The sequence below is a fragment of the Salmonella enterica subsp. diarizonae genome, assembly GCF_008692785.1.
Lineage (GTDB): Bacteria > Pseudomonadota > Gammaproteobacteria > Enterobacterales > Enterobacteriaceae > Salmonella > Salmonella diarizonae.
Genome location: NZ_VXJV01000008.1, coordinates 155,212 through 167,641 on the forward strand (window position 1 = coordinate 155,212; position 12,430 = coordinate 167,641).

At 47.6% G+C, this 12,430-nt stretch carries 12 protein-coding genes; 8 read left to right on the forward strand and 4 right to left on the reverse strand.

The window, feature by feature from the left end; genetic code table 11:
* The first annotated feature begins 44 nt into the window (after nucleotides 1-44).
* The 3 genes from rsmF to F4V72_RS17395 all read left to right on the forward strand — a co-directional run bounded on the left by rsmF (nucleotide 45) and on the right by F4V72_RS17395 (nucleotide 2,140).
* Nucleotides 45-1,484: a 16S rRNA (cytosine(1407)-C(5))-methyltransferase RsmF gene (rsmF, locus tag F4V72_RS17385; RefSeq protein WP_053507940.1), complete on the forward strand. Its 1,440-nt coding sequence runs from the start codon at nucleotides 45-47 to the stop codon at nucleotides 1,482-1,484.
* 117 nt (nucleotides 1,485-1,601) lie between these two features.
* Complete coding sequence (locus F4V72_RS17390; RefSeq protein ID WP_024149645.1) at nucleotides 1,602-1,838, forward strand: YebV family protein; 237 nt, start codon at nucleotides 1,602-1,604, stop codon at nucleotides 1,836-1,838.
* A gap of 110 nt (nucleotides 1,839-1,948) precedes the next feature.
* On the forward strand, nucleotides 1,949-2,140 hold the full coding sequence (locus F4V72_RS17395; RefSeq protein ID WP_000457838.1) for a YebW family protein: 192 nt from the start codon (nucleotides 1,949-1,951) through the stop codon (nucleotides 2,138-2,140).
* 27 nt (nucleotides 2,141-2,167) lie between these two features.
* On the opposite strand, the gene pphA is transcribed toward F4V72_RS17395, so the two are convergent.
* The 3 genes from pphA to sopE2 form a co-directional block, all read right to left on the reverse strand.
* Nucleotides 2,168-2,818 carry a protein-serine/threonine phosphatase gene (gene pphA / locus F4V72_RS17400; protein ID WP_114048872.1) on the reverse strand — a complete coding sequence of 217 codons (651 nt, stop codon included), beginning with the start codon at nucleotides 2,816-2,818 and terminating at the stop codon, nucleotides 2,168-2,170.
* A 222-nt stretch (nucleotides 2,819-3,040) separates the two neighbouring features.
* Complete coding sequence (locus F4V72_RS17405; protein WP_023247734.1) at nucleotides 3,041-3,205, reverse strand: hypothetical protein; 165 nt, start codon at nucleotides 3,203-3,205, stop codon at nucleotides 3,041-3,043.
* Nucleotides 3,206-3,489: 284 nt separating this feature from the next.
* The gene (gene sopE2, locus F4V72_RS17410) at nucleotides 3,490-4,212 is read right to left on the reverse strand and encodes a type III secretion system guanine nucleotide exchange factor SopE2 (RefSeq protein WP_053528967.1); all 723 of its coding nucleotides are present in this window, start codon (nucleotides 4,210-4,212) and stop codon (nucleotides 3,490-3,492) included.
* A 691-nt stretch (nucleotides 4,213-4,903) separates the two neighbouring features.
* On the opposite strand from sopE2, the gene F4V72_RS17415 reads away from it, so the two are divergent.
* The 3 genes from F4V72_RS17415 (at nucleotide 4,904) to F4V72_RS17425 (ending at nucleotide 7,234) form a co-directional block, all read left to right on the forward strand.
* Nucleotides 4,904-5,299, forward strand: a complete 396-nt coding sequence (locus F4V72_RS17415; protein ID WP_023247736.1) for a DUF1398 domain-containing protein — start codon at nucleotides 4,904-4,906, stop codon at nucleotides 5,297-5,299.
* Nucleotides 5,300-5,624: 325 nt separating this feature from the next.
* Nucleotides 5,625-6,119 carry a hypothetical protein gene (locus F4V72_RS17420; protein ID WP_114048873.1) on the forward strand — a complete coding sequence of 165 codons (495 nt, stop codon included), beginning with the start codon at nucleotides 5,625-5,627 and terminating at the stop codon, nucleotides 6,117-6,119.
* Between the two features lie 116 nt (nucleotides 6,120-6,235).
* Nucleotides 6,236-7,234 carry a hypothetical protein gene (locus F4V72_RS17425; protein ID WP_053507867.1) on the forward strand — a complete coding sequence of 333 codons (999 nt, stop codon included), beginning with the start codon at nucleotides 6,236-6,238 and terminating at the stop codon, nucleotides 7,232-7,234.
* Nucleotides 7,235-7,381: 147 nt separating this feature from the next.
* On the opposite strand, the gene F4V72_RS17430 is transcribed toward F4V72_RS17425, so the two are convergent.
* Nucleotides 7,382-8,125: a CZB domain-containing protein gene (locus F4V72_RS17430; protein ID WP_053528964.1), complete on the reverse strand. Its 744-nt coding sequence runs from the start codon at nucleotides 8,123-8,125 to the stop codon at nucleotides 7,382-7,384.
* Nucleotides 8,126-9,107: 982 nt separating this feature from the next.
* Here F4V72_RS17430 and F4V72_RS17435 point away from each other — a divergent pair.
* Together F4V72_RS17435 and stdB are read left to right on the forward strand one after the other, a co-directional pair.
* The gene (locus F4V72_RS17435) at nucleotides 9,108-9,722 is read left to right on the forward strand and encodes a fimbrial protein (RefSeq protein WP_136058321.1); all 615 of its coding nucleotides are present in this window, start codon (nucleotides 9,108-9,110) and stop codon (nucleotides 9,720-9,722) included.
* Nucleotides 9,723-9,910: 188 nt separating this feature from the next.
* Entirely contained in the window at nucleotides 9,911-12,394 is a 2,484-nt protein-coding gene (stdB, locus tag F4V72_RS17440; RefSeq protein ID WP_136058322.1) for a fimbrial outer membrane usher protein StdB, read from the forward strand.
* The last annotated feature ends 36 nt before the right edge of the window (nucleotides 12,395-12,430 follow it).

The window sequence follows — 12,430 nt, forward strand, 5'->3', positions numbered from 1 at the left end:
TTTATGCTACACTGCGCGCCTGTTTTTTTGCCGGCGATACACCTGTGGCTCAACACACTGTCTATTTTCCCGACGCTTTTCTGAGGCAAATGCGTGAAACAATGCCTTCCACGCTCTCTTTTGATGAGTTTATTTCGGCCTGCCAACGCCCGTTGCGCCGCAGTATACGCATCAATACACTTAAAATATCCGTGGCTGATTTCCTCGCCTTAACCGCGCCCTACGGCTGGTCGCTCACGCCAATCCCGTGGTGTGAGGAAGGATTCTGGATCGAGCGCGATGATGAAGAAGCGTTGCCGTTGGGCAGTACCGCTGAGCATTTAAGCGGCCTGTTTTACATTCAGGAGGCCAGCTCGATGCTACCGGTCGCGGCGCTGTTCGCCGGTAATAATCATCCGCAGCGGGTCATGGATATGGCGGCGGCGCCAGGCTCCAAAACCACGCAAATCGCTGCCCGCATGGGGAACCACGGCGCCATTCTGGCCAACGAATTTTCGGCCAGCCGCGTCAAAGTTCTGCACGCTAACATCAGCCGATGTGGAATCGCCAATACCGTGCTGACGCATTTCGATGGCCGCGTATTTGGCGCCGCATTGCCGGAGATGTTTGACGCTATCCTGCTGGATGCGCCCTGCTCTGGCGAAGGCGTAGTACGTAAAGATCCTGATGCGCTAAAAAACTGGTCGCCAGAAAGCAATCTGGATATCGCTGCTACACAGCGGGAACTGCTCGACAGTGCCTTTCATGCTTTACGGCCCGGCGGCACGCTGGTCTACTCCACCTGCACGTTAAATCGCCAGGAAAACGAAGCGGTCTGCCTCTGGCTGAAAGAGACCTACGCCGATGCCGTTGAATTTTTGCCGCTGGATGATCTGTTTCCTGAGGCTGACCGCGCCCTCACGCCGGAAGGCTTCTTGCACGTTTTCCCACAAATTTACGACTGCGAAGGGTTCTTTGTCGCACGTCTGCGTAAAATTTCATCCCTTCCAGCCATGCCCGCGCCGACGTATAAAGTGGGGAAGTTTCCTTTTACCCCCCTCAAAGGCCGCGAAGCATTACACGTTACCCAGGTGGCCAACGCCGTCGGACTGATCTGGGATGAAAATCTCCATCTTTGGCAGCGTGAAAAAGAGGTCTGGCTGTTCCCGGCTGCGATTGAACCCCTGATCGGAAAAGTCCGTTTTTCCCGGCTCGGCATTAAGCTGGCCGAAAGTCATAATAAAGGCTATCGCTGGCAACATGAGGCAACGATAGCCCTTGCCAGTCGGAATCATGCTCACGCGTTCGAACTTTCCCCGCAAGAGGCAGAGGAGTGGTATCGCGGACGGGATATTTATCCGCAAACACCCCCTGCCGCTGATGATATACTGGTGACGTTCCAGCATCAGCCGCTCGGTCTGGCAAAACGTATCGGCTCACGAATAAAGAACAGCTACCCGCGTGAACTGGTACGAGATGGTAAACTCTTTACCGGTAACCGCTAAAGGGCGCACAAAAAAACCGCACTTTTTGACTGGCGCTTTTGCGCACGTTGACTACGCTGAAAAATGGACGACTAAACTGGTCGTACCACAATTAGCGTATTAACGGAGAGCACGATGATGAAAACCAGTGTGCGCATTGGCGCTTTTGAAATCGACGATGCCGAGTTACATGGCGAATCGCCGGGAGAGCGAACGTTAACTATCCCCTGTAAATCCGATCCGGATTTATGTATGCAGCTTGACGCCTGGGACGCCGAAACCAGCGTTCCCGCCCTTCTTAACGGGGAACATTCCGTTTTGTTCCGTAATCATTACGATCCTAAATCTGATGCCTGGGTCATGCGTCTTGCCTGACTCAAAAAGAACCCGTCGCCAGGCGGGTTATTTATTCTTCCTTTTCTCATTTCCCCCTTGCGCTAACCTCTCCTACACTATCGTGTAAAGTAGTTAACATTGAGGATGGAATGTTCGCGCTGGTACTTTTTGTGTGTTACCTGGATGGAGGATGCGAGGATATCGTTGTGGACATCTACGATACCGAGCAGCAATGTCTTTATTCGATGGACGATCAACGTATTCGCCACGGCGGCTGTTTTCCGGTGGAGGATTTTATCGACGGCTTCTGGCGACCTGCGCAGCAATATAGCGATTTTTAACCCCGACATTGACCTCTCCAAATGCCGCTATTGCATCTGCGCTAACGTCAATTGTCCGCCAAATACTGCGCCCGTATCAATATAGTGTACGTTGCCAAAATCCATACGCCGACACAGCGGCGTATGGCCAAACCAAAAATGATCGGCGCCTCTGATCCCGCCACGTTTATTCATAAGCCGTTCGCGGCTCCAGAGAACCTGATGTAAATCGACCTTTTTTTGCCATTGATAGGTTGACGACGGATAATCAGCATGGGCGATCACATGCGTGCTATGGCGGCAGCGAACTTCCAGTATCCAGGGCAGCCACTGGCAAAGGGTAAAAAGCATTTCAGCTTGCGCAGCGTGTTCAGTCGTCAGGCGGGTAAACCAGTCGCCACCATTCATAAACCACAGCGTTGACTGCGATGAAGACCGCGCATCCAGCGCCATTTGTTCATGATTGCCGCGAACCGCCCTCATCCATGACTCACGCAGTAAGGCCAGGCAGCGCAGGCTGTCTGGCCCTCTATCAATAATATCGCCCACAGAAACTAACAAGTCTTGTTGCGGATCAAATCGACACTCACGTAACTTTTTCATTAACATTGAAAAACAGCCGTGGATATCGCCGACAACCCAGATATGCCGCCAATCCTTCCCCTCTATTCGCTGATAAATTTCTTCAGGCCGCATCATGTTTTTCCTGTCGTTCATTATCCTGGACGGATATAAAAGGATAGCGCGTATAGGTTGTTTTGCTTAGTAAATATCCTCTGTTGTAAATAGCGTATTTTAACAGTAGAGAATAAATTCATTGTTATCAGCGGAATAAAATATAACTGACTGCGCCAGGGAGCGTTATCCCCTGGCGCAGCGAGTTACTCAATATCGCCTGTTCACATTCAATATTTCTCCTCCTCAAAAACATGGCAAAAACATAAACCACATATCGACACCACAGACTTCAGCACACTCTTTAGCTGAGTGACTTGCAAGACACATCAGCGCCAATGCAGGTGTCGTTACCGTGGCTAGCATCGCCCCCAAAAACAGGAGCAGCACAATTTTTTTTAAAGGCGGCATAACCTCTCCTGACAGTTAACAGACCATTAATCCTTATCGAGACATCATCCGTGTGCGGGTATCATAGACTTAACAGCACGTGGCGTTACAAAAAAAGCTGTCTGGTTATGCAGGTATTTAGAGTAATAACAATTATTTTAAGTTTTAAGGATATCCTTTTGATTTTTATATTAAAATAAAGATGGCGACCTTTTGTTAACAGCGTCGCCATAAAAATGAGTATACAGTTTAAGAAAATCTGCTATCAATTCACATGCTTAACAGTAGCACTATGTTTGCTATCTTCAGGAGGCATTCTGAAGATACTTATTCGCAATATTTTCCACTGTTAACTGAAATTGTTGTGGCGTCTGCATCGATCGCTCATTAAACAGCGACGTAACTTCTTTCATAATGATCTTCTCAGCATATGCTTTAAAAGACACCTGCTGATTATAATTTGTAAACATATGCGGATATTTAGTGCTCGCTGAAGAGATGAGAGGAACGACAAAAGGATTCGTCCCTGCCCCAGCTGGAGTAAATACGCCATTTTTTATCTCTCCAGGTAGCCCCGCATTTTGCGCAGCCTCTCCTATCTCTTTCAGAAAGGGCGTAATACTGCCCCCTTTATTGACGAGTAATTTACAACATTGATCTTTATGATTACTGTACACCGATGATAATATGGCTTCGCATGTCTGACGAGCATAGGCCGGATCTTTACTCGCATTCCCTTTGATATCCAGACTATTGAGTTTTTGCAGCATAAAATCTTTAACAATTTTATTGGTTAATACTGAGCGTCCCTCAGAAGCGTTCCCACGATGAAAATGGGTAGTCGGTGTTTCTGTTTGCTTGTGCAAGCTAAAATGCTCTGACAGACTCGTAGATAGTCTGATAAAGCTATTTCTAACAGCGGTAATACTTTTTGCAAACGCGCTCTTCTCCGTTGTTTTTTCTTTTACTGGTTCAACGTCACTTTTATGAATTCTACAAAGCTGGGGGGATAGTGTTATGTTAGTCACGGTAGTTCTCCTTTTGAATATGTATGCATAGCTACACCTTGTTTAGGTTCCTTGCTTTCAAAAAATAACCACTTCCGACACAATCCTCTTTACATGTTGATTTTTATAAATTTTATTTACCTGGTGAATTTTGGCACTCTATCACTTAGCGTGTTTTTTCGGCAAAACGTGATCAGCTTTTATCCAATCTCATTTTTACCAGGACAAGCCTGAACAGGGAAAACGTAACCCCAATTCATCTTCTGCATCACACGAGACATTCATGAATATTATTATTCATGCTGATACCGTTACGGTTTTACCTTATACATAGACTGCCCACCGATTTTTCTGTCGGTGAATTATCCACTTTTTCAGAACCAATAAAGTTACCCCCCCATATCTTTCGGCCACAGAAAACATCATCAAAAACACACCTAACCTACTGATTTTTTAAAAAAATTATTTATTTTAATTTTCATGTCGATCGGAAGAACTACAAATTTATATGAATGGGCTAATCTAGTAGCGGTCCAAAAAACACTCAACAAGAAATAATCAGTAACAATTGAAACACTATTCCAATCATAACGTAAATTATATGATACCAGACGATTATTATTGCTTTTTGGTAACATCTTTGTACGGTTTTTTTTAAAGCAACAATACTCTAGCACAACATATAGCATTATAACTTACAATAGGTTAACAAATGGAATTACAGCTTATACTTAATAATTATTTCGAGCGCGTCAGAAGGGATGCAAATTTCAACGCATTTTTAATCGATCTGGAACACAATAATATTGCTTATTATATCTATTTTGTTGCTACCGGTAATGTTAAAATCATTACCCATACCGGTCACTTTATTTCGGTTAAGAGCAATAGAAAGCTAATTAAAGTCAGTTCAACAACGAATGCAGAATTAATAAAATTCACTTCCGCTAAACATTTTTCTGGAGGACACTCCTATGAAAAGTACTGTAATGATCTGGCAACAGCAGGCGTTTTTAAATGGATTGTTGAGTTAAACCAAAAAACTCGACAATACTGGTCGAAAGACAACAAATTATTATATATAGAAAATGTGATCACGACGCTTTAACCGACAGCGGTACTAATAGAGTCAGTCGTGACATCTGCCGTGCTGCGAATACAGGTTGTCAATTAGAAACAACGGTGAGAGTCTGGCTGCGATGGCGCCTGTTCAGTTCAGACTGCGCGGCAACTTTTGATACGTCCCCTCTACAACTGAATGGCTTACATCAGGCAAAATGATTTTCAAAGTGATTTTGAGTAAAAACTCAAAATATTTGCATGCTATTTATACCCTGTCTAATTAATACCCTCCGGGAAGTATGGCATAATTGCCGAATCTGTCAGGCTTCGGGTGCGTACCGGAGCGTAATCGAAAAGCCATCTGGAGATGTATGAGCAAGGATGAAATCAGTTATCAAATTCTTTACCGGTACTATCTGGAAAAGCTGTACAGCACCTTTACCCGGAGAGTGGATAACGTGCTGTCATTTGCTCTCGTTCTTTTCGGGGTCGGCGTCATCGTAAACGTCGGGAGTCCCTTTATACTGGGGCTAAGCATTGTGGGTATCTCCGTACTAAAAATAGTATTCCGCTTCGGCACACGATCAACACAGGCCGACTGGCAATCCCGCGCCTGGTTGAAACTTTTTAATACCCGGCACCGCTTTCCTTCAGATAAATCTTTGTTTCTTAGCATCACATCTCTTGAGCAAGACGCGAGCGAAGTGTGGTCCATGCTTATTGGTCCTGCCATAGTCATGACCCGGACCGCCCTCGGGAAAACCCCCATTGAGCCATTGACGGCGGGTGAAAAACTATGTGCATTTTTGAGTGGCGCGACGAAACCCCAGCCCCCTATTGAAGAAAATGATTGGTTCAACGGCTAAAAAACTCTCTGAGCGTTATTTGAAAGTTTACAGGCTCCCTTTCACTCATAATCAATCCGTAATTTTATACTGATAACTACAGTAATCAGTTAATATATATAAATAGGGGAGTACCGATGCACATCAATTCAGCGAAAACCTATGCCAGGGCGTTTACCGCAAATACACAACTGCATGAAGCTGCAGGAAATTATGAAAATAAACTTGCCACTAAAATCGCCAAAGGAATCGTTGGAGCACTCACTCTGGGAATTGGATATGGTATTATCCGACTAATTGAAAATTATTGCAACGTTCGTGATAAAATTAATGATTATTGCGCTAATGCCGAGAATATTCATAATGGGATTGCGGTAGCTATAGTGACGGGGAATAACGTTGCCGAGATTAAACTCCAGGACAATAGAATTTTAACATTAGAACAAATTAACCATGAGCACGTTAGTGAATCCTCTGTAAGGATATCAGATGGTGAGCATACAGAAGAAATCCCAGGAACGTTTAGCGATATCTGTATGAAGCTAGGTCAGGAGTTTAATAATGCGCCTGGTCTGTATAACATTAGCAGTCAATATCAGCCGCTGGACTTCTTTTTACAGATGCGAGCCTGCACAATTGCGCCAGTCATTAACTTTTCGCCGGTCACCGGACAATATGAAAATTTATATGAGAATAATATTCTCAATATACATAATGCACTTAGCAAGGCTATATCCATGGAAATGACAGGGGCAAAAGTAACGTTAATCGGAGGGTCGGAAATTGAATTTAGTATCTCGCAAGAATCAGGCGACGAACAAAAAAAATCACAGATAACTAATGGGTTACAAGTTATGGAAGTTGAAGGTACTTTCACCGATCTCTGTCGGGAATACGAGTTATTACTTTATACAAAAGACCAGAATATTGATTTTACAACGCTGGATGAAAGGTTAGCTGAGGTAAAAGCGAATAAAAACTCAGCCGGGGCAATCCCTGATCTGGAAGACTTTACTCTTACAGCACGCTGTATGGCTGACGCAGAAACGGCGCGTCTTGCAGAAGCCACCCAACGGTTTAATGCAGCGTATGGTGATAGCGCGCCACCTTCAAGACCCCCACTACGTTTTAAGTAATGAATAATGGAAACGTACGCTATCCATGCCTGAGATCACTCAAGCTAAAAACAAATAATGCCGAAACCTGTGGCGCACTTGAATCCCGTACAAGAATGTTCAAGTAACGCTTCAGGCAGTCTGTCCGGCTGCTGTAAGTATCCCGTATTATACGCTCAGTTCAGTTTGCAGTTTATGTAACAGCGCAATATGTTTTTGTATCCGGACAATGCCGCCGACAAGCTGCTGACTGAGTACCTCTAGTTGTGCAAGGTCGCTGGACAATTGATTAAACTCCGTTCCCTCAACCCCCTTATCAATTATTTTATTTATCATTTCATGATAGCGAGAATGTATCTCCCCAAGCGAACGGAATATCGGTAAATGTGAGTACGCTTTTTTACCTCGTCCATTATACCACAGGCCCAGATGACACTTTTCAGCGCTCATCAATTTCAGCGACGCGTTATCATCTCCGCCAAGAATAATCGCCATAAATACTCGCTCGCGCCATAAGAAATGCTTTATTGTGATAACCGACAAGTCGAGTAATTCAGCAGCATAACGCTGCTCAACCGAAAATGTATGAATCCTTTCGGCAACTGAAGAGGCAGTGGTATGAAATTCTCTCAACTGCTGCAATAACGATTTTCTTCTCACTGGGGACAGAGGAGTCCTTTCAGAGTCAGCATATTTTGTTTCTTTAGCATTCCAGTGCTCAAGACGCCTGATAACCAACCTACTCCGGTTGGCGCTGTCCTGTAGCTCTCCGGCCAATAGCCGATGAGCTGAACATAAGTGCTCCAGATTTTCACGAACGCTGCCAAGTCCATCGGTCAGGTAGCTAAGACTGGTTAACTTACTCTGCTGAAGACGGTAAATGTACTGCATTCTTTTTATAGTATCGGGCATTTCCACTACTCCACTACAGCGGTGTCATCATGGGATAATCCACATATCGCTTACTGATGAGAAACATCAGTTCGGGATTCTGCAATTTCCTCTATGAAAAAGCTCACGTTCGTACGACAGATACAGATTAGAGACAGCAGGTTATAACTTTAAAGCGAATTTATCGATCATAACGATCGATAAATTCGATTATAGCGAGCATTAACCTCACCAGACGACAAAGCATCAGACCTTATACCTGCCAATGCCATCACATTTAGGTACCCGATTATTCAGGATGGATAAAAAGAGGTCGGATAAACAAAGGGTAACGTTCCAGTCTTCTGACCTCCTGACAACTACACAATGTTAGCTGTTGTAGTTTCATACTGCGTTGAGTGCAGCGAGGAAAATAGCGGCATATCGTGACAGGCATCACAATTAAAGAAATATGTCGCTTTGCCGATTAATCTTTATCGAATTTACACCAGGACAGTTTATAAATATTCATAAACTTAACGAATTGGAGTTAATGATCTGATACTTGCCGCTACAACAGGATTTAATCCTGTTAATTGCGACTATTTGAACGCATTTTTGAAATTATCATTCATGATATTTAGTTCCCCCACAAAACAAAAGATACATTTCATCTATAATATTACAAAATATTTCATAACCACAGTGAATATCTACAGGCAAGGCATTCCCCATACTAATAATTCTTTTAAAAAGTGTTTCCCTGATGATTATTCTTAAATCACGATCATAAACATCGATCGTATCGATCTATTTTTATTATTTTAATTTAAATGAGACTTTTCTTATAACTATCCAGGCATTAGCTGAAATAGCAGCATCCTGAGATCGGTTCAGACATGTTGGTTGTCTCCTGGCATCTATTATTAATACCTGCTTCACCTGAACGCTTCTCATTAATATTTTCAGACCTGTTTTCAGCCTGTGCTCAATAATTCTCATTTGCTCAAAGGACATATTATCTATGCGTAATAAAATAATACTTGCCATGACGGCTGCCGGTATGATGTGCGCCACTTCGGCTTTTGCTGCTGGTGCTATTGCCACCACTGACGCTGGCGGAGGGACAATGACCTTCAGTGGCTCAGTCATTGATGCGCCGTGCAGCATTGTGCCGGACAGCCAGAACATCAAAGTGGACCTGGGTCAGGTCAGTATGAAATCACTATCAGCAGCAGACAAGTACTCCAGTTCGGTTCCTGTTACCATAAGTCTGACCGGATGTTCATTTGAGGCAGCCCCTGGCACGCCACCGACAGATGGCACAACAGGTAACTATTCAAAAGTGGCCGTAACATTCCCTGGTGTTATGCCCCCACCGGGCGGCGATTTGGTTAAAGGAGAAATAGCAAATACCGCAAACTCCCCTGCCGCTAATGTAGCTATTCAGCTCCTGAAAGGTGATGGCGTTAATCCTGTGGACCTGAGCAAGACGACACCTACAACAGGTGATATTACACTGGATACCTCTTCGGCAACCAATAAGCTGAATTTCTTTGCCCGTATGATAACCGTTGGCGGAGCAGCCTCCCAGGGCGCTGTCGGCGCCACAGTCACCTATAAACTGAAATATTTCTGATACGGTCCGCAGGCCGGTATTTATTTCAGACAGTAATAAACAGTTTCGCTGTTTATTTATCCGGCATACTCGGGCACCGGAACTGTTTATTTTCTTTCTTCAGTGGCGGGCTGATATTTCACGGAGCGGTTTATATCAGCAGCAACGGATTTTAATTTATTCAGGTAACACGGACAGCGACACATACCATGAAAATAACCCGGCCGGCACTGCTGATTACCCTGAATATACTGACGTTACCGGCAGGGGCGACACAGTTCAGCGCCGGTTTTCTTAAAAACAGTGACCACAGCAGCGTGGATTTATCCGCCTTCAGCCGGGATGGCTACGTTGCGCCGGGAGATTACCTGCTTGATATTTACCTGAACGACAGACTCATCCGCAGCCAGTACAGCGTCAGGGTGGTGGAGACCGGCAACGGTCGCTCACGCTTCTGCATCACCCCGGCACTGACAGACATGCTCGGGCTGAAAGAGGAGAGCCGCCGTCAGCTTGTCCCGGTCGAAGGGACGGACGGTCAGTGCCTTAACCTGAGCACAGCGGACAGCAGGGTACAGTATTCACCGGACAACCAGTCCCTGTCCGTCACCCTGCCCCAGGCGTGGATGGAATACCAGGACCCGGACTGGGTGCCCCCGGCCCGCTGGAGCGAGGGCGTCACGGCGGCCCTGCTGGACTATAACCTGATGGCCAACCGGTACATGCCGCATCAGGGTGAGACCTCCACCAGTTACAGTCTGTACGGCACCGCCGGGTTTAACCTCGGCGCCTGGCGCCTGCGCAGCGATTATCAGTACAACCGCTATGCCAGCGGAAACGGCAGCGTGCAGTCTGATTTTTACCTGCCGCAGACGTATCTGTTCCGGGCGCTGCCCTCACTGCGCTCGAAACTGACGCTGGGACAGACGTATCTCAGCTCCGCCATTTTTGACTCCTTCCGCTTTGCCGGACTCACCCTGGCCAGCGATGAGCGCATGCTGCCGTCCTCCCTGCAGGGATATGCCCCGCAAATCAGCGGCATTGCGAACAGTAACGCGCAGGTGACCGTCAGCCAGAACGGCCGCATGCTGTACCAGACCCGGGTGTCTCCCGGACCGTTCGTACTGCCGGACCTGAGCCAGAACATCAGCGGCAATCTTGACGTGACGGTGCGCGAAAGCGACGGCAGCGTCCGGGCCTGGCAGGTCAACACGGCCAGCGTGCCTTTTATGGCCCGTCAGGGGCAGGTTCGCTACAAGGTGGCCGCCGGACGTCCGCTGTACGGCGGGACGCATAACAACAGCACGGTCAGTCCCGACTTTCTGCTCGGCGAGGCCACCTGGGGAGCATTTAATAACACCTCGCTGTACGGCGGCGTGATTGCCTCCACCGGCGATTACCAGTCCGTCGCCCTGGGTGCGGCGCAGAACATGGGGCTCTACGGCGCGATATCGGTGGATGTCACCCGCTCGGATGCACAGCTCCCGCACGGGCAGATCCAGTCCGGTTACAGCTACCGGGTTAACTACACCAAAACGTTTAACAGTACCGGCAGCACGCTGGCGTTCGTCGGATACCGTTTCTCTGACCGGCATTTTCTGTCCCTGCAGGAGTATCTGGCGCGTTCCGTGTATGACGGGGAGTATCTTCAGGATGAAAAGCAGAGCTACTCCGTAAGCTGGAATCAGTATCTGTCAGCCCTGAACATGAATGCCTCGCTTTCCCTGAGCCGTCTCAGTTACTGGAATGCTGATTCAAACAATAACTGGACCCTGTCGCTCAGTAAGTCGATGAATATGGGGCCCGTACACGGCATTAACCTGTCACTGTCACTGTCCCGTAATCAGTCGGCGTACAACCGGACACAAAACCAGGTTTATTTCCAGGTCAGTGTCCCCTGGGGGGACAGTCGCCAGGTGAGTTACAGCCTGCAGAAGGATAACCAGGGCAGTATGCTGCAGACCGTGAATTACAGCGATTTCCATAACCCGGATACCTCATGGAATATCAGCGCCGGCCATAACCGGTATGACAGCAACAGCAGTGACAGCTTCAGCGGGAGTATCCAGAGCCGTCTGCCGTGGGGCCAGGCCAGCGCGGATGCCACCCTGCAGCCCGGTCAGTACCGCAGTCTGGGGCTGAACTGGTATGGCTCACTGACCGCCACGGCACATGGCGCTGCGTTCAGCCAGTCAATGGCCGGGAATGAGCCGCGGATGATGATTGATACCGGAGACGTGTCCGGAGTGCCGGTTAACGGCAACAGCGGCGTGACCAACCACTTCGGGGTGGCCGTGGTGAGCGCGGGCAGCAGCTATCGCCCGGGCGACGTCTCCGTGGATGTGTCCGCGTTGCCGGACGGCGTGGATGTGGCTGACCCGGTGATCAGCCAGGTACTGACGGAAGGGGCCGTCGGTTACAGGAAGATAGACGTCAGCCAGGGAGAACAGATATTCGGGCATATCCGGCTGGCTGACGGCACAAGTCCGCCATTCGGCGCGCAGGTCGTGTCGGAGAAAACCGGTAAAACGGCGGGGATGGCGGGTGATAACGGGCTGGTCTACCTGACGGGCATTGATGCTTCAGAGCGGAATGCTCTGGTCGTGACATGGGGCGGCAGGCCGCAGTGCCGGCTGTCCCTGCCGGAGAACGCGAATCTCAGCCGGGGAGCCCTGCTGCTTCCCTGCCGGTGACGGCCTGCGACAGGCGTGCAACACAGCAGACGTACA